Below are 16630 nucleotides of genomic sequence, written 5' to 3'. Positions count from 1 at the left end.
CCCCGCAGTCGCGAACGGAGGAGGGCCAGTGACGGCCACCATGGAGACCGGTACCCGGCCGCTGCCGCCGCTCGGCCCCAACCGCCGGCTCAAGCTACCGAAGCAGGCCGAACGCACGCTCGGCAACGGACTCACCGTGATCGCCGTACGCCGGCCCGCGGTGCCCCTGGTCGAGCTGCGGCTCTGGATGCCGTTCGGCCGCGCCCACCTGGCCCGCGGCGCGATGCTCGCGCAGACCATGCTGGCCGGCACCGCGGAGCTGACCGCCAACCAGATCGCCGCCGAGCTGCAGAAGGTGGGCGGCGGCCTCTCCGCCGGGGTCGACCCGGACCGGCTGATGCTCTCCGGAGCCGGCCTGGTCACCGGCCTGGACCGGATGCTGGAGATCCTCGCCGACGTGCTGACCGGGGCCACCTACCCCGGTGACTGGGTGGAGACCGAGCGGGACCGGCTGGTCGACCGGATCCAGGTCGCCCAGAGCCAGCCGGCGCACCTGGCCCGGACCGCGCTGCTCAAGCGGATCTACGGCCGGCACCCGTACGCCGTGCAGACCCCCGAGCCCGACCAGGTCCGCGCGGTCCGCCCACCGGTCCTGCGCAAGCTGCACAGCGAGCGGGTGCACCCGGCCGGGGCGGTGCTGGTGCTGGTCGGCGACGTGCAGCCGGAGCGGGCGCTGGACGCCGCCGAGCGGGCGCTGGCCGGCTGGGGCGGGGACGGGCACAGCGCCGACCTGCCGCCCGCGCCGCCGCTGGAGCCCGGGCCGCTGCTGCTGGTCGACCGGCCCGGCTCGGTGCAGTCCTCGCTGCGCCTCGCCCTGCCCGCGGTGCCCCGCACCCACCCCGACCACGCCGCGCTGCAACTGGCCAACCTGGTCTTCGGCGGCTACTTCTCCTCCCGCTGGGTGGAGAACATCCGGGAGGACAAGGGCTACACGTACGGGCCGCACTCGCTGGTCGAGCACTCGGTCGCCGGGTCGGTGCTGGTCGCCGGGGCCGAGGTGGCCACCGAGGTGACCGCACCGGCGCTGCTGGAGACCATGTACGAGCTGGGCCGGCTGGCCGCCCTGCCGGCCAAGCCGGAGGAGCTGGAGCAGGCCCGCCAGTACGCCCTGGGCACGCTCCAGCTCGGGATGTCCACCCAGGCCGGGCTGGCGTCCCTGACCAGCGCGTACGCCGGAAACGGGCTGCGCCTGGACTTCCTCGCCGAGCACGCCGCCCGGCTGGCCAAGGCGACCGTGGACGACGTGGCGGAGGTGGCGGCGCGTTACCTCGCCCCGGCCCGGGCGGTCGCCGTGGTGCTCGGTGACGCCGAGCGGGTCGCGGAGCCGCTGGCCGCGCTCACCGCGGTCCGTACGGAGTCGGCGTGAGCGAGCGGACCAGCCGGCCCGGGGCGGGATCGTGAGCGAGCACGCCCCGCCACTGGCCCGCGCCACCCTGGACCGGTCGGCGCACCGGCGGACCGACCCGGACTGGCTGGCCGAGGCGTGGGAGCGGGCCCGGGTGCTGGTGCTGGACTCGACCGACGAGGGGCGGGCACTGGTCCGCGGCCCGGCCGCCCCGCCCGAGCTGGTGCTGGTCGGTCCCGGTGAGCTGCCCGAGGTGCCGCGCTCGGTGCCGATGTTCCTCGGCGTCGAGCCGGACGGCGTACCGGTCTTCGCGGTGGACTCCACCCTGCCGGAGCTCCCCGACACCCGGCGGGCCCACCTGCGCGAGGTGGGCCACCTCCTGGTCGACCGGGACGCGGGCATCTTCACCACCGCGCTCGCCCTGCTGAACTGGCATCGGCGGCACGGCTACTCGGCGGCCACCGGGCAGCCCACCCAGGTGGACGAGGCGGGCTGGTCCCGGGTGGATCCGACCGGCGACCGGACGTGGCCGCGTACCGACCCGGCGATGATCGTCCTGGTGCACGACGCGGTGGCCGGTCCCGACGGGCGCTGCCTGCTCGGCAACAACGCCACCTGGCCGCGGGTGCCCGGGGAACGCCGCTTCTCCTGCCTGGCCGGCTATGTCGAGCCGGGGGAGTCGGCGGAGGCCGCCGTGCTGCGCGAGGTCCGCGAGGAGGTCGGCGTCGCCGTCGAGGAGATCCGGTACGCGGCCAGCCAGGCCTGGCCGTTTCCCGGCTCGCTGATGCTCGGCTTCCTGGCCCGCGCCGACGCCGACGCCCCGATCCGGGTCGACCCGGCGGAGATCGCGCACGCCCGCTGGTTCACCCGTCAGGAGATCGGCGCGGCGCTGGCCGGCGAGCGGGTGCCGGTGGGCGGCGGCGACCGCCTGGTGCTGCCGCCCTCGTCGTCGATCGCGCTCTTCCTGGTCCGGCACTGGCTCGACGACCGGGCCTGACCGGCCGGGGCGGGGTCGCCGGCCGGTGTCGCGCGTCCCGGGCCCGGACACGGCCCCGGCCCGGGACCGTCGTTGCCGCGGCGGTCCCGAGCCGGGGACACGGGCCGCCGTGGTCGGGTGAGGCAAGGAACGCGGCGGGGGAGCCGGTCCGACCACGGCGGACGTCAGGAGCGGGTCAACTGCCGTCCCAGCGGTAGGACAGGGCCGGCACGGGGGCCGGATCGTCGACCGGCAGCACCTTGACCCGGTGCCGGCCGGCACGGACGGCCCCCACGCACGCCAGCGCCCGGGCCAGCACCAGCGCGGCGTCCCGGTCGTCGGCGTGGAGGACCTGGCGGCGCGGCTCCGGCGCGGTGGGCTCGTCCCGCAGCCGGCCGCCGTCGGCCCAGGCGGCCTCGAGGTCGGTGTCGGCGACGGATCGGATCTCGGTGCGGACGATCAGGAACCGCATGAGTGTCCCCCGGTCGGGATCAACGGGTACGCGCTGGAACTTCCACGTCACTCTTGTCGACATGTTACGCCGGGTGAGCGTCCCAGCAAGTGAAACCCAACGATTGCTCGACGCTCTGACCGATCGGTGGAGCCCAGGTCAGCGGGGTTGTCCCGGGTGGACACGCGTCGGGGCCGCCGGCAACACCGACGGCCCCGACCTGCTCACCGGATCAGTTCAGGTCGAACTGGCCGTTCTTCGCGCCGGCGATGAAGCCCAGCCAGCCGGCCCGGTTGAACAGCAGCACCGGTCCACCCCGGTCCTTGCTGTCCCGCAGCGCCACCGCCGCCGGCCCGGTACGCAGGGGCGCGACCTCCACACAGTTCGAGGTCTGGCTGCGGGTGCTCGTGCGCCAGGCGGCGCCGGCAAGCTGCGGGGCGAGGCCGGACGCGCTGGTACGGATCTGGTTCATCTTTTGCTCCTGCTCTGGAGTGCTCCGATCGGGACGAGTGACGCCGCAGGCCGGACGGCCGGCTGGGTGCGATCACCGGTCCGTCGTCAGGCGCCCCGAGGCACGGCGGCGTTGGGCCGGCGCCGTTGCCGGGCCGAACGCCACTGTGGACTCGGCTGCCGTCTCGGGCCGTCCCGTCGCCTCGAAGAGCCAGGAGAGGGTGTCCGATGCGGAGAGCGCCGCCGAGCATAGCCACTCGAACACCACTTTATAGCGATTTAGGGTGCTTGCCTCGGTTGACATGACGTCGGTGAAGCCACCTTCGATGGCCAACGTCTCCGGGTCGAGCGGATCCGCGAACCGGTACACCGAGAACGCGGTCGGTGGCAGGTACCAGTCGCCGACCCGGGTGTCGCGCAGCAGCAGGCGCAGCGTGACGTTCGGCAGCATGGCCACCTCGCAGAGGTGGGCGAACTGGTCGTGCAGCATCTCCGGCGGACCGGCCCGCCGGCCCAGCGCCGCCTCCTCCAGCACCGCCGTGTAGCGGGGCGCGTCGGGACGGGTCAGCAGCGACTGGCGGGCCTGGCGCGCGCGTACCTCGGTCTCCGGGTCCTCGGCGGCCTCCGGGTCGCCGGCCCGCTCCGCCACCCGGGCGGCCGAGATGATCCGGTGCCGGGCGTAACCGGCGGTCTGGAGCAGCCCGGGGACCAGCACCGGGTTGTACTCCAGGATCTCCGCGCAGCCCGCCTCCAGCTCGGCGAAGGCGCGCTGCTGCTCGGTCATCACCGGGAAGTTGCGCAGCCAGCCGCGCATGTCACCGGCCTCCAGCGTGATCGCCAGCAACTCCTCGCGCTGCTCGTCACCGGCGCCGTAGAGGTTGAGCAGGACGCCGACGTCGTCCGGGTCGGGGCGGCTGCGGCCGTTCTCCAGTCGGGACAGCTTGGACGCGGACGCCCAGCCGATCCGCTCGATGACCTGGTCACCGGTGAGGCCGGCCCGCTCGCGCAGCCGGCGCAGTTCGGTGCCGAGCCTGCGCCGGCGCAGGATCGGCCCTGGTGCGGCAGGAGGCACGATGTCCTCTTTCCGTCGACCGCCGCGGGTCACGACGGTAACTGTATGGAATTCGCCCCCCACGGTCAGTATGGACGTCGCGGCCGGCCCCGGAGGTTCCGGTGCGGGCGTGTCTCGCGACAAAAAGAGGACTGTGGAGGGGTGTTCGAGCGCCGGACGGGGAGGTCCGGGCCGGCCACCCGCCCCCGACGCGCCCGCCGCGGCGCATCCCCGCCGGAGGGAACCGATGCGCACCGTCCTGCGCCGCCCCGACTTCCGCCTGCTCTTCGTGGCCGTGCTGGCCAGCATGGCGGCCGAGTCCGTACTGCTGCTCGCCCTCGCCGTCTGGGTGAAGGACCTGACCGGGTCCGACGGCATGGCCGGCGCGACCATCTTCGCCATCATCGCGCCGATGACACTGGCGCCGCTGGTCGGCTGGCTGGTCGACCGGTACCGCCGCCGGCCGTTCTTCGTGGTCGCGAATCTGGGCGCGGCGGTGCTGCTCTGCCCGCTCTTCGCGGTCCGGGACCGGGCCGACGTCTGGGTCATCTACGTGGTGGCGGCGCTGTACGGGCTGTCGTACATCGCGTTGAGCGCGGTGCTCAGCGGGCTGATCCGGCAGCTGATCCCGACTGAGCTGCTGGCCGACGCGAACGGTCTGCTGCAGACCGTCCGGCAGGGCCTACGGCTGGTCGGGCCGCTGGCCGGCGCCGGGCTGTACGCCGCGGTCGGCGGCTGGCTGCTGGCCGCCCTCGCGATGCTCGGGTTCCTCGTCGCCGCCGCCGTGGTCGGCCTGCTCCGGGTCAGCGAGAGCGCGCCGTCCGGCGCCGACCTGCGCTGGTCCGCCGAGCTGGGGGCAGGGCTGCGGCACCTCTCCGGCGAGCCGGCGCTGCGCCGGGCCCTGCTCGGGTACGGGCTGGGCTCGCTGGTGATGGGCTTCACCGAGTCGCTGATCTTCGCGTACGTGGACCAGGGGCTGGGCCGCGACGCCGCGTTCGTCGGCGTGCTGGTCACCGTGCAGGGGTTCGGCGGGCTGGCCGGCGCGCTGCTCTCGGCCACCGTGGTGCGCCGGGCCGGCGAGGTGGGCGCGCTCGCCGCCGGGGTGACGTTCTTCGGGCCGGCCGCGCTGGCCCTGGCGTACCCCCGGCTCTGGCTCGGTGTGCTGGCGCTGCTGCTGGCCGGGCTGTCGCTGCCGCTGACCATGGTCGGGCTGAACACGCTGGTCCAGCGGCGCACCCCGGCGGGCCTGCTCGGCCGGGTCGCCGCCGCCGCCGAGGCGCTGGTCAGCGGCCCGCAGGCGCTCTCCATCGGCACCGGCGCGCTGCTCGTCGGGGTCCTGGACTACCGCCTGCTCTTCGCCCTGGTCGGGCTGACCACCACCGGCGCCGGCCTCTACCTCTGGCACCACCGCCGCCTGACCCCACCCCCCACCCGCACCCCGCACCCCACGGTCCCTCGCCCCCGCCGGCCGCTCTCGGCGGTCGATCATGAAGTTGTCGTCCCGACCCACCAGCAGCGGGTGCGGTGACCTCATGATCAACGGCACCGAGCGGCCGGCCCGGAAGGGCGGCCGCTCGGTGGGCGGGTGCGCGGAGGGTCAGCTGGTGAGGCTGGCCAGATGCTGCTTGACCTGGGTGATCGAAGGGTTGGTCAGGGCGCTGCCGTCGTCGAACTTCAGCGTCGGGACGGTCTGGTTGCCGCCGTTGACGCTCATCACGAACTCCGCGGCCGCGGTGTCCTGCTCGATGTCGACCACCTCGTACCCGATGCCCTCCCGGTCGAGCTGCGACTTCAGCCGATGGCAGTAGCCGCACCACGAGGTGGAATACATCGTCAACATGGTCAGGTCCTCCAAGGGGTGGTTCGCGCCCGGTCCGGTCAGGCCAGGCTAACGGCTGCAACGTCGGCGGGGCCTGGGATGATTCCTGGCTGTGGTGGTTCACTCAGCGGCGGACGGGGTGCTGGCCGGGCTCGATCCCGAGCAGCGGTCCGCGGTGACCGCCCCGGCCGGCCCGGTCTGCATCCTGGCCGGCGCCGGCACCGGCAAGACCCGCGCGGTGACCTCCCGGATCGCCCACCGTGCGCTCACCGGAGACATCTCCGCCCGGCACGTGCTGGCGGTCACCTTCACCGCCCGCGCCGCCGCCGAGATGCGGGCCCGGCTCACGGCGCTCGGCGTCGGTGGCGTCCAGGCGCGCACCTTCCACGCGGCGGCGCTGCGCCAGGTCCGCTACTTCGCGCCCCGGCTGCTGGCCGGGCGGGCCATGCCGGAGCTGCTGGACAGCAAGGTCCGGGTGGTCACCCTGGCCGCCGCCAAGGTGGGCCTGCGCGCCGACCGGGCCGCCGCCCGCGACCTGGCCGGCGAGATCGAGTGGGCCAAGTCGTCGCTGGTCGAGCCCGGTGAGTACGTGGTGGCCGCGGCGAAGGCGCTGCGCGAGACCCCGTACGAGCCGGCGAAGGTGGCCGAGGTCTTCACCGCGTACGAGCGGCTCAAGCGCGGCAACGGGGTGATCGACTTCGAGGACATGCTGCGCGCCGCGGTCTGGGGGATCGAGGAGCACCCGGACGTCGCCGAGCAGGTCCGCGGCCAGTACCGGCACTTCGTGGTCGACGAGTACCAGGACGTCAACCCGCTCCAGCAGCGGCTGCTCGACGCCTGGCTGGGCGGTCGGGACGACCTCACCGTGGTCGGCGACGCCAGCCAGACCATCTACACCTTCACCGGCGCCACCTCGACATACCTGGTCGACTTCCCGCGCCGGTACCGGCACGCCACGGTGGTCCGGCTGGTCCGCGACTACCGCTCCACCCCCCAGGTGGTCGGGCTGGCCAACGCGGTGATCTCCCAGGCCCGGGGCACCGAGGCCCGGCTGCGGCTGGAGCTGCACGGCCAGCGCCCGCCCGGCCCGGACCCGGAGCTGCGGATCTTCACCGACGAGCCGGCCGAGGCGAACGCGGTGGCGGCCCGCTGCCGGGCGCTGGTCGGGGCCGGCACCCCGGCCCGGGAGATCGCGGTGCTGTTCCGCACCAACGCGCAGTCCGAGGCGTACGAGAAGGCGCTCACCGAGGCCGAGGTGCCCTACGTCGTGCAGGGCGCGGAGCGCTTCTTCGAGCGGCCCGAGGTGCGCCAGGCGATGATCGCGCTGCGCGCCGCCACCCGGTCCATCCCGGGGGAGACCCCGCTGCCGACCGCCGTGACGGAAGGGCTCGGCGCGGTCGGCTGGGCCCGGGACGCCCCACCGGCTGGCGGCGCCGCGCGGGAGCGGTGGGAGGCGCTCTCCGCGCTGGTCCAGCTCGCCGAGGAGTACGCGGCGACACCCGAGGTGGTGCCGATCGGCGAGGCCGCCGCGATCGAGCGGCCGGTGACCCTGGCCGACTTCAACGAGGAGTTGGCCCGGCGGGCCGCGCAGCAGCACGTGCCGACGGTCGAGGGGGTGACCCTGGCGTCGCTGCATTCGGCCAAGGGGCTGGAGTGGGACGCCGTCTTCCTGGTCGGCCTCGCCGAGGGCACCCTGCCCACCACGTACGCGAAGACCCCGGAGCAGGTGGAGGAGGAGCGGCGGCTGCTCTACGTCGGCGTCACCCGGGCCCGGGAGTGGCTCTGGCTGTCGTACGCGGCGGCCCGCTCGCCGGGGGGCCGGGCCCGGCGGCCGTCCCGCTTCCTACCCCAGCTGGACCGCTCCGGCGGCGGCGAGCGGGCCGGCGCGGGCCCGGCCCGGCGCACCGAGCGGCGGCGCAGCCAGGTGGTCTCCTGCCGGATCTGCGGCGCGACGCTGCTCGCCGGCGCGGACCGGAAGCTGGGGCGCTGCCCGACCTGTCCCTCCGACCTGGACGAGGGGCTGTACGAGCGGCTGCGCGAGTGGCGGCAGCGGGTCGCGGAGGCGCAGAAGGTGCCGGCGTACGTGGTGTTCACCGACGCCACCCTCACCGCGCTGGCCGAGCGGAAGCCCGGGCGGGTCGAGGAGCTGATCGCGATCGCCGGGATCGGCCCCCGCAAACTGGGACTTTACGGGGATACGGTGCTGGCGCTGGTGGCCGGCGCCGGGGTCGACGAAGTCTGCTCGTAGAAAACTTTTTAAATCTGGCGGTAAATCGTTTGCCCTCGCCCTCGGGCGAGGCATAGCCTCAGGACACACCTCGCGAGCGGCGCCATTCTGGCTGCTCAAGGGGGATGAGTCCGATGGTCGATTCGAGGAACGTGAGGGAGGTGGCACCCGTGGAGATCTTCACCTATGAGCGTCTGGCGGCGATGCCGGCTGCCTGCGCTCCGCAGTCGTCCGTCCGGGTGGCCGTTGCCGCTCGACCGTCGGCTCCGCAGGTGCACCAGGCCCAGGTTCAGGCCGAGCTGAACCTGACCGTCGCGCCGCTCGCGGAGACCGAGGGGACCAGTGGCTTCACGGGCATGGGCATCGGCGGCGTCAAGAAGCGCACGGATGTCCGCGGCGTTCCACCTCGAGGTAGACCGGTCTGATCACCAGACCACCGGCTCACCTCGAGGCCGCGGAACCCGCATACCGGGATCCGCGGCCTCAGTTTTTTTGCACCGCCGTAGTGCCGAAGTACGTCGGAATCCGATCCACGAGATCGAAGTGAGAGAGAGAGGTGACCGGAGGATGAGTCTGGCGTTGGCCCCGCTCGACGTGAGCGTCGAGGTGGAGGCGAACCTGCCCTGCCGGAAGTTCGACCCCGACCTGTGGTTCTCCGACTCGCCCGCCGAGCTCGAGCTGGCCAAGTCGCTCTGCGGGGACTGCCCGCTGCGCGTCGAGTGCCTCGCCGGGGCGGTGGAGCGGGCCGAGCCCTGGGGCGTCTGGGGTGGCGAGATCTTCGAGCGTGGCGCGGTCGTCCCGCGCAAGCGGCCCCGTGGCCGTCCGCGCAAGGAGGACGTCGCCCGTGACGCCCAGCTCCGGGTCGAGGCGGAGGCGCGACTGGCGGCCAGTGGGCTGTCCGAGTCGCGCAACACCGTCCGGCTGGCGGCCTGACACACCCCGTTCCACACGTCCGCCGGTGATCCCCACCGGCCCGCGAAGAAAGTCGAAACCCATGCTGCACCTGCCGAATGGAACCGAGATGCAACTACTCCACGAAGCGTTGTCCCGGGCTCGAATGCCCCGGCCTCAGGCCGGTCGCACCACCACGAGCACTGAGGCAACCCGTTCCGCCCGTACCGTCGCCATGCGTGGCCGCAGCCAGTCGGCCCGCGACCTGGGCGCTCTCTAGATCGCTACCTGAGGAAAGGGGCGGTGACCGGATGGTCACCGCCCCTTCGGCGTACGCCGTCCCGGGTCAACCCACCGACCCCCTTCGGTGTACGCCGTCCCGGGTCAGCCCACCGCCGCGAAGCCGGGCAGCCAGCGCTCCAGGATCGCCCGGTAGGGCGCCTTCGCCTCCAACTGGCAGAGCACCCCGATCGAACCCAGCGTCACCCGGTGGATCATCAGGTACGACGGGGGCAGGTTGAGCTGGCGGCTCAGCTGGAAGGCGGGCGACCGGGGGCTGGCCAGCCGGGTCGCCTCGGCGCGCAGCCAGGCCCGGGTGAACCGGAACTCCTCCTCGGCGACCGGCGCCAGCATCGGTTGCAGGTACTGCAGCAGCGCCGGCGCGTCGATCGGCTCGGTCTGGCTGACGAAGCCCTCCTCGCGCAGCCCGGCCACCACCCCGTCGGCGTCGCCCCGGATCGCCAGCGCGGCGATCCGGCCGATCGGCTCGGGCGTGCCCTCCGGCATCCGGGCCACCGCGCCGAAGTCGATCACGCCGAGCCGGCCGTCCGGCAGCAACCGGAAGTTGCCCGGGTGCGGGTCGGCGTGCAGCAGCCCGGCCCGCATCGGCGCGGAGAGGTGCAGCTCGGCCATGAGCAGGCCGGCCCGGTCGCGCTGCTCCTCGGTGCCCTCCCGGATGATCTCGGAGAGGGGGGTTCCGGTCACCCATTCGGTGATCAGCACCCGGGGCGAGGCGTCCAGCACCTCGGGGATGTAGATGTCCGGGTCGTCGGCGTACGCGGCCGCGAAGGCCCGCTGCGACTCGGCCTCCAGCTCGTAGTCCAGCTCCTCGGTGATCCGCTCGCGCAGCTCGACCAGGAGCGGCTTGACGTCCAGCCCGGGCTGGATCGCCCGGAACATCCCACCCAGCCGGGAGAGCTGCTTCAGGTCGGCGAGGAGCGCGTCGCCGGCGCCCGGGTACTGGATCTTCACGGCCACGTCCCGGTGGCGCGGGCCGCCGTTCGGGCCGTACCCCGGGTCCCGCCAGACCGCGCGGTGCACCTGGCCGATGCTGGCCGCGGCGGCCGGGGTGTCGTCGAACTCGACGAACCGGTCCCGCCAGTCCGGCCCGAGCTGCTCGACCAGCACCTTGTGCACGGTGGCGACGGGCAGTGGTGGGGCGGCCTCCTGGAGCTTGGTGAGGGCCTGCCGGTAGGGGGCCGCGATCTCCTCCGGCAGCGCCGCCTCGAACACCGACAGCGCCTGGCCGAACTTCATCGCACCGCCCTTGAGCTGGCCGAGCACGCTGAACAGCTGCTCGGCGGTGCGTTGCTGGATCTCGGCGGAGATGACGTCGGACGCGAGGCCGGTGACCCGCTTGCCCATGCCGAGGACGGTCCGACCGGCGAAGCCGAGCGGCAGAGCGGCGAGCTTGGCGGTCCGGGAGACGGCGCGGCGCGGGATGTCGGTCACTTGGCCATTGTTACCGACTCGGGGGGGCTGCCGGTGGTCCGAAGCCGGAGCGGGTGGGGGCGGCCCCGGATCGGGCGACGCCCGGAGCACCGGCAGGAGGGGTGCGGCGGCCAGCGGCGACGCCGGAACCGGCCGGCGCCGATGATCTCCAGGGCGCAGCCGAGGGTCTCCGGGACACCGCCGTCGAGGTGGGCCAGCGCCTCCCCGGCCGCGCACGCCACCGCCGCCAGCCGGGTGCTGACGGCGCAGTCCGGGTCGGTGTCGTCGGCCGCGAGCTGGGCGGCGAGCGCGGGCCAGTCCGGGTCACGGTCGACCCGATGCAGGTCCAGGCAGTTCAGGCAGGGGCCGACCGGCGGCCGGACCAGCGGACCGACCACCGGCACCCCGCCGCGCAAATCGACCAGGAGGTGGGGCTGGCGGCGCTGGGCGTACCCGGTGGCGAGCAGGCCGGCCGGCCGGTCCATGCCGAGCTGGACCACCAGGTCGACCCGGCCGCGACGTACCGCCCCGGTCTCGGTGCCCGGCGCGCAGCGGGCCAGCGCGTCCCGGATCGCCGCGGTCAGCGGCCGGCCGATCTCGGCCGCGGTGAGGCCGGTCCCGATCAGGTCGGCCGGACGGACCGGGCCGGCCAGCGCCGCCGCCACGTGCCCCACGCCGGCCTGGGCCAGCGCCACGGCGATCGCCCCGCCACCCCGGCCGGTGCCGGTGACCAGCACCCGGGCGGCCCGTCGCCGGCGGACGACCTGGGCCGGCGTGCCGGGCGGCGCGGCCACCGCGAGGGCAAGTGCGGCCGCCTCGCCGGCGAGCCGGGCGCGGACCGGCCCGGCCAGGTCGCGGGGGAGCAGGCTGTGCGAGGGTACGACGAGACCGGCGGCCCGGAGCGTGTCGAGCAGGACGCGGGCCTCGTCCGGCGCCACCTGGACGGCGGCCGCGGCGGCGAGGACGGCCCGTTCGCTGCGGGTGCCATCGAGGAGTTCGAGCAGCCGGGCGGCCCGGGGGTTGGCCACCTCCAGCAGCACCGCCCGGCCGGGCTCGACCCCGAGTTGGAGGGTGTGCCGGTCCCGCCAGAGGAGGGTCAGGCCGGGGAGCAGGACCGGGCGGGGCAGGGGAACGGGATGTGGCATGCCACGGATCGTTACCGTGTCCACGCTCTCCGTCGATCGTTGTCCACAGGTGCGCCGGGCTGTATCCAGGGTTGTCCACAGGACTGACCGGAGTTTTCCACAACCGGGCGGTAACTCTGTCGGTCAGCCGACAGCCAGCACCCCCCGGATACGCCGCGGGGAGGGTGACCCGACGGCCACCCTCCCCGCGCGACCCGTACGGGTCAGACCTTGGCCTTGCCGAGAATGCGGTTCACTGTTGTCCCGCAGACCGGGCACTTGCCCTTGGCCATGTTCATGCCGGTCTTCGAGACCTCGACGTGCCCCTCGAAGTCCCGCTTCTCCTTGCACTTGACGCAGTAACCGTTGTAGGTCTGGGCCTGGTCGGCCACGGTAGCCCTCCTCGTCTCGTCCGCCGGGCACGCCGTCCCGGCGGTTTCCCTGCGGCGGGCCACACGAGGCACCGGCGCCGGGGGGTTCGCGGTCACGCTCGTGACCGCTGGTTGGCGGACCCTACCCAGGTCTGGGCGAATCCATGTCAGCTGTGCGCCGACTCTGTGAGTTAGTCGACGTCTGGAAAGTCTGCACGCCGACTTAGGTCGGATAAGTGAGTTTGGCGGGGACACGCCGGGTGAATACGCTCAGATCCCCCTTCGGGCCGCCCCCGCGTAGCGGCCCGTCCGTAGATCACCTAACGTGTGCGGGGCGCGCAGGTGACGGCCGGACGGGTCCGGCGGGTCACCCGCAAAGAAATTTTTCAGGACTCCTGACGACCAACCCCCATTTTCCGGGCGCGTGTCGTCGTGTTGACTCTTGCGGACCCCTGGTCACCACGCAGTAGCTTTCCCTCGTGACAGTCATTCGAGGCTGCGCGGACCGGTGATGGCCGGGACGCGGAAGCCCGTCGTCGAGGTACGGCGCAGCCAGCGCCGGCGACGCACGGTGTCCGCGTACCGGGACGGGGAACGGGTCGTCGTCCTCATCCCCGACCAGTTCTCCCGGGCCGAGGAGAGCGAGTGGGTCGACCGGATGCTCGCCCGGCTCGCCGCCCGGGAGGGGCGGCTGGCCCGCTCCGACGCCGAGCTGCTGACCCGGGCCAACCGGCTGATCAACCTCTACCTGCCCGAGTACGGCGTTGCGGCCGCACCGGCCAGCGTCCGCTGGGTCACCAACCAGAACGGCCGGTGGGGCTCCTGCACCCCGGCCGACCGCACCATCCGGATCTCCCACCGGATCCAGGACATGCCCGACTGGGTGATCGACTACGTGCTCCTGCACGAGCTGGCGCACCTGATCGTGCCCAGCCACAACACCTCGTTCTGGGCCCTCGTCGGCCGCTACCCCAAGAGCGAGCGGGCCCGCGGCTACCTGGAGGGCGTCGCCGCCGCGTCCGGCGTCCCCCTGACTGACTGACCCGCCCGCCTGCTCCTCCGGGCGGGCTCAGGTCCCGACGTTCGACGTGGTACTAGGCGGGGCCGGCCGACCTACGGCGGCGAATCACGCGGTCGCGCAACCGGGCGAGGGCTACGGCCCCCGCATCTGGGCGTCGTTGTGGCGCCGCCGGGCGGCGTGTGGTCGGGCTGTGCGGCGGGCATCGGCCCCGGCGTCCGGGCGGCGCGCTATCGGGTGCGGCGGGGCCGGCGGGCACCCGCCCTGGCGAGGTCCGCCGTGTCTTCGCGGGGCGCTACAGACCTGATGTCGTCAATGACTCACGCGGTGATCCGTTTCCGCCATCGCGTCTGCAGCGTTCGGCAGGCGGGCGGGCGGGCATGCAGGCCGGCGGGTGGGCAGACAGGCCGGGTGGGCCGGCGGGCCGGCGCGTGCGGGCAGGCGGCCAGCGGGCAGCGCGGCCCGGACGCGCCTCGGTGGAACGCTATGGAGGTCAACGGCCCGTTTTGACCTCCATAGCGTTCCACTCACCTCGCTTCGGGTTGGTTCGGGGCGACAAAACACACGCGGCCGGCGCGCCGGAAGTCGCCAGTCATGTGCCCGTGGGTCACCCGCGGTCATCTGCTGGGCGCCGCGTCGGCGTCCGGCTCCGCGTCCGCCGCAGTGGTGGCGGGCCGACGGCGCGGTGGTGGCGGGCCGGCCGGTGCCGTGGGGTGCGGCGGGCACCGGACGGTTCGGCTGCCGGACGACTCCGGCCCTGGCCGCCCTGGTGGTTCCGCCGAAGGGCCTGGCCAGGGCAAGGTTCCAGCCCAACGCGGGCTCGCAGGGCGAGCTGGCCGGGCTGCCGGTGGCCGGTGCCGGGTGCGCCGGGGCAGTTCGTCGGCCGGGTCCGGCTGCGCCCCGGGGCAGGTTCCGTCGGCCGGGGCCGGGTGCGGCCGGGGCAGGTTCCGTCGGCCGGGGCCGGGTGCGCCGGGGTGGGGGCCGGTGACGGGCTAGGGTCGACGGGTGGCCCGACGCGTGGTGGTGGCATTGCTCGCTCCGGTGGCCTGGACGCCGCCCGGTATCGACCCGGCCCGGTGGCGCACCGCGCTCGCCGAGGACGTCGTGGACCTGCTCGCCACGCTGAACGAGGTGGAGACCGCGGTCGCGGTGACGCCGGCGGACCGGTGGCTCGCCGACGCCGTGGTCTGGCCCGGCACCGCCGTGTACGAGGTGCCCGAGCCGACCGCCGACGCCGTCCTCGCCGCCCTGCCCGCCGCGCCACGCGCACCCGGGGACGCCGCGCCACCCGGGCCCACTGGGCCGACCGGGGGTGCCGCGTCCACCGGGGGTGCCGTGTCGACCGAGGGCGCCCCGCCAACCGGGCCTGGTGAGCCGACCGGGGACGCCGCGTCGACCGGGACCGCTGAGCCGACCGGGGACGCCGGGTTGACCGGGGGCGCCGGGCCGGTCGGGTACGACCAGGCGGCCGTGGTGGTCGCTGACGCGCCCCACGTACCCGGGCTCATTCTGGGCAAGCTGCTCCGGCCGCTCAGCAGCCGCCCGGTCGCGGTCGCCCCGGTCGAGGGGGACGGGCCGGGACTGCTCGGGGTGGCCGCCCGGCTGCCCGTGCCGGACTGGCTGCCGGCGCTGCACCTGGACGCGGCGACGCCGGCCCAGGTGCGGGCGGCCGCCCCCGGACCGGGGGACGTGGCGGTCACCGCGGGCTGGCGCCGGCTGCGCGGTCCGGGTGACCTGGCCAGCCTCGACCCGGCCGTCGAGGGCTGGGACGCCACCCGGGCGCTCCTCTCCGGCCGACCCGGCTGATGCAGCGAGGCCCGCACGAGTGATCGTGCGGGCCTCGGTGGCGGGTGCGGGTCAGGACTTGTCGTCGTCCTCGCCGGGGGTCTGCTCCTCCGGGGCACCGGGGGCGGAGAAGTCGAAGGAGGCCAGCTCGTCGTCGAGATCGGCGCTGGCCGCCGCGAACGCCTCCGGGTTGGCGAAGTCGTCGTCGGAGGGGAGCAGGTCGGGGTGGCCCCAGACCGCGTCCCGGCCGGCGATCCCGCGCTGCTCGGTCAGCGCCGCCCAGAGCACGGTGGCCTCACGCAGCCGGCGGGGCCGCAGCTCCAGCCCGACCAGGGCGGCGAAGGTCTGCTCGGCCGGGCCACCGGCGGCCCGGCGGCGGCGGAACGCCTCGCCGAGGCGTACCACGTTGGGGAGGCGGTCACCGGCGGCGCTGTCGACGACGTGGCAGACCCAGCCCTCGACCAGCGCGAGCACGGTCTCCAGGCGGGCCAGCGAGGCCTTCTGCGCGGGAGTGTCCTCGGGCGTGAAGATGCCTTCCAGGGCGATCGCCTGCATCGACTCCGGGTCGGTCGGGTCGACCCGGCCCATCGCCTCCTCGATCGCCTCCCGGTTGACCCGGATGCCGGCGGCGTAGTTCTCCACCGCCGTCAGCACGTGCCCGCGCAGCCACGGCACGTGCTGGAACAGCCGCTGGTGGGCGGCCTCGCGCAGGGCCACGTAGAGGCGTACCTCGTCCTCCGGCAGCTCCAGGCCCTCGCCGTACGCCTTGATGTTGGCCGGGACGAGCGCGGCGGTGCCGGCCGGGCCGAGCGGCAGGCCGATGTCGCCGGCGGAGAGCACCTCGGCGGCGAGCGAGCCGAGCGCCTGGCCGAGCTGGCCGCCGAAGAGCGCGCCGCCGAGCGTGGCGACCATCGACTGCATCGGGCCGAGCTGGGCGCGCGCCTCTGGCGGCACCAGGTCGCCCATCGCGCCGACCATCCGGCTGGCCACCGGGTCGCAGAGTTTGCGCCACACGTCGAGGGTCTTGTAGATCCACTCGTTGCGGTTCCAGGCGACCGACGCCCGGATGCCGGAGGGCCAGGAGGTGGCCGGCTCCAGCCAGAGGTCGGCGATGCGCAGCGCCTCCTCCACCGCGTTGCGTTCGAACGGCGAGACCGCCGGGTCGCCCGCGGCGGCGAGCTGGCTGGCGGCCACCTGGCGGGCGAGGTCCCAGTTGACCGGTCCGCTGCCCGGCGCGGAGAGCAGGTGCTGCAGCTGCGCCATGAACTGCTGCATCTGCGCGGGGTCGTTGGGGTCTGGTGGTTGCCCACCCGGGAGCGCGAAGCCGAACGGAATATCAGGCACGACGTCTACGGTACGCGCGCGGGACCGCAGGTCGCGTCCACCGCCGTTGCGCTGAGGGCGAAGCGCCG

16 protein-coding genes are annotated in these 16630 nt (G+C 74.3%); 8 read left to right on the top strand and 8 right to left on the bottom strand.

Annotated features, from left to right (window positions below; translation table 11 throughout):
• The first annotated feature begins 40 nt into the window (after positions 1–40).
• Together AB0I11_RS05350 and nudC are read left to right on the top strand one after the other, a co-directional pair.
• On the top strand, positions 41–1366 hold the full coding sequence (locus AB0I11_RS05350; protein ID WP_357314437.1) for a pitrilysin family protein: 1326 nt from the start codon (positions 41–43) through the stop codon (positions 1364–1366).
• A gap of 28 nt (positions 1367–1394) precedes the next feature.
• On the top strand, positions 1395–2342 hold the full coding sequence (gene nudC, locus AB0I11_RS05345) for an NAD(+) diphosphatase (protein WP_357314435.1): 948 nt from the start codon (positions 1395–1397) through the stop codon (positions 2340–2342).
• A gap of 175 nt (positions 2343–2517) precedes the next feature.
• Here nudC and AB0I11_RS05340 read toward each other — a convergent pair whose 3' ends face one another.
• The 3 genes from AB0I11_RS05340 to AB0I11_RS05330 all read right to left on the bottom strand — a co-directional run bounded on the left by AB0I11_RS05340 (position 2518) and on the right by AB0I11_RS05330 (position 4294).
• Positions 2518–2793: a hypothetical protein gene (locus AB0I11_RS05340; protein ID WP_046568541.1), complete on the bottom strand. Its 276-nt coding sequence runs from the start codon at positions 2791–2793 to the stop codon at positions 2518–2520.
• Positions 2794–3004: 211 nt separating this feature from the next.
• Positions 3005–3244, bottom strand: coding sequence for a DUF397 domain-containing protein (locus AB0I11_RS05335; protein ID WP_357313783.1), 240 nt, complete (start codon positions 3242–3244; stop codon positions 3005–3007).
• 72 nt (positions 3245–3316) lie between these two features.
• Positions 3317–4294 (bottom strand): helix-turn-helix transcriptional regulator, encoded by a 978-nt coding sequence (locus AB0I11_RS05330; RefSeq protein ID WP_357313780.1) that lies wholly within the window; start codon positions 4292–4294, stop codon positions 3317–3319.
• Positions 4295–4520: 226 nt separating this feature from the next.
• Between AB0I11_RS05330 and AB0I11_RS05325 the strand changes: the two genes are divergently transcribed.
• Positions 4521–5801, top strand: coding sequence for an MFS transporter (locus AB0I11_RS05325; protein WP_357313777.1), 1281 nt, complete (start codon positions 4521–4523; stop codon positions 5799–5801).
• Positions 5802–5870: 69 nt separating this feature from the next.
• Here AB0I11_RS05325 and AB0I11_RS05320 read toward each other — a convergent pair whose 3' ends face one another.
• Positions 5871–6113, bottom strand: a complete 243-nt coding sequence (locus AB0I11_RS05320) for a mycoredoxin (protein WP_357313773.1) — start codon at positions 6111–6113, stop codon at positions 5871–5873.
• Positions 6114–6204: 91 nt separating this feature from the next.
• On the opposite strand from AB0I11_RS05320, the gene AB0I11_RS05315 reads away from it, so the two are divergent.
• From AB0I11_RS05315 to AB0I11_RS05305, 3 genes are all read left to right on the top strand, one after another.
• A complete protein-coding gene (locus AB0I11_RS05315; RefSeq protein ID WP_357313770.1) occupies positions 6205–8340 on the top strand; it encodes an ATP-dependent DNA helicase UvrD2 in 2136 nt (711 codons plus the stop codon).
• Between the two features lie 149 nt (positions 8341–8489).
• The gene (locus tag AB0I11_RS05310) at positions 8490–8744 is read left to right on the top strand and encodes a hypothetical protein (RefSeq protein WP_357313767.1); all 255 of its coding nucleotides are present in this window, start codon (positions 8490–8492) and stop codon (positions 8742–8744) included.
• Positions 8745–8886: 142 nt separating this feature from the next.
• Positions 8887–9252 (top strand): WhiB family transcriptional regulator, encoded by a 366-nt coding sequence (locus AB0I11_RS05305; protein WP_046568551.1) that lies wholly within the window; start codon positions 8887–8889, stop codon positions 9250–9252.
• A 342-nt stretch (positions 9253–9594) separates the two neighbouring features.
• Here the strand turns inward: AB0I11_RS05305 and AB0I11_RS05300 are convergent, their stop codons facing one another.
• From AB0I11_RS05300 to AB0I11_RS05290, 3 genes are all read right to left on the bottom strand, one after another.
• Positions 9595–10941, bottom strand: coding sequence for an AarF/ABC1/UbiB kinase family protein (locus AB0I11_RS05300; protein ID WP_357313762.1), 1347 nt, complete (start codon positions 10939–10941; stop codon positions 9595–9597).
• Positions 10938–12065, bottom strand: a complete 1128-nt coding sequence (locus AB0I11_RS05295) for a TOMM precursor leader peptide-binding protein (RefSeq protein WP_357313759.1) — start codon at positions 12063–12065, stop codon at positions 10938–10940. The genes AB0I11_RS05300 and AB0I11_RS05295 overlap by 4 nt, the downstream gene beginning before the upstream one ends.
• A 203-nt stretch (positions 12066–12268) precedes the next feature.
• A complete protein-coding gene (locus AB0I11_RS05290) occupies positions 12269–12436 on the bottom strand; it encodes a DUF5679 domain-containing protein (protein ID WP_007464795.1) in 168 nt (55 codons plus the stop codon).
• A gap of 490 nt (positions 12437–12926) precedes the next feature.
• On the opposite strand from AB0I11_RS05290, the gene AB0I11_RS05285 reads away from it, so the two are divergent.
• On the top strand, positions 12927–13457 hold the full coding sequence (locus AB0I11_RS05285) for a M48 family metallopeptidase (RefSeq protein WP_357313756.1): 531 nt from the start codon (positions 12927–12929) through the stop codon (positions 13455–13457).
• Positions 13458–14438: 981 nt separating this feature from the next.
• Positions 14439–15239, top strand: coding sequence for a hypothetical protein (locus AB0I11_RS05280; protein ID WP_357313753.1), 801 nt, complete (start codon positions 14439–14441; stop codon positions 15237–15239).
• Between the two features lie 51 nt (positions 15240–15290).
• Here AB0I11_RS05280 and AB0I11_RS05275 read toward each other — a convergent pair whose 3' ends face one another.
• Positions 15291–16562 carry a zinc-dependent metalloprotease gene (locus AB0I11_RS05275; RefSeq protein WP_357313749.1) on the bottom strand — a complete coding sequence of 424 codons (1272 nt, stop codon included), beginning with the start codon at positions 16560–16562 and terminating at the stop codon, positions 15291–15293.
• Positions 16563–16630: the final 68 nt, after the last annotated feature.

This window comes from Micromonospora sp. NPDC050495 (assembly GCF_040655175.1).
Lineage (GTDB): Bacteria > Actinomycetota > Actinomycetes > Mycobacteriales > Micromonosporaceae > Micromonospora.
The sequence above is the reverse complement of the archived record's forward strand: the minus strand, read 5'-3'. Positions and strand labels throughout refer to the sequence as shown.

Coding starts and splice junctions, on each gene's coding strand:
- AB0I11_RS05350 (WP_357314437.1), top strand. CDS start 41: ATGGAGACCGGTACCCGGCCGCTGCCGCCGCTCGGCCCCAACCGCCGG.
- AB0I11_RS05340 (WP_046568541.1), bottom strand. CDS start 2,793: ATGCGGTTCCTGATCGTCCGCACCGAGATCCGATCCGTCGCCGACACC.
- AB0I11_RS05335 (WP_357313783.1), bottom strand. CDS start 3,244: ATGAACCAGATCCGTACCAGCGCGTCCGGCCTCGCCCCGCAGCTTGCC.
- AB0I11_RS05325 (WP_357313777.1), top strand. CDS start 4,521: ATGCGCACCGTCCTGCGCCGCCCCGACTTCCGCCTGCTCTTCGTGGCC.
- AB0I11_RS05320 (WP_357313773.1), bottom strand. CDS start 6,113: ATGTTGACGATGTATTCCACCTCGTGGTGCGGCTACTGCCATCGGCTG.
- AB0I11_RS05305 (WP_046568551.1), top strand. CDS start 8,887: ATGAGTCTGGCGTTGGCCCCGCTCGACGTGAGCGTCGAGGTGGAGGCG.
- AB0I11_RS05295 (WP_357313759.1), bottom strand. CDS start 12,065: ATGCCACATCCCGTTCCCCTGCCCCGCCCGGTCCTGCTCCCCGGCCTG.
- AB0I11_RS05285 (WP_357313756.1), top strand. CDS start 12,927: ATGGCCGGGACGCGGAAGCCCGTCGTCGAGGTACGGCGCAGCCAGCGC.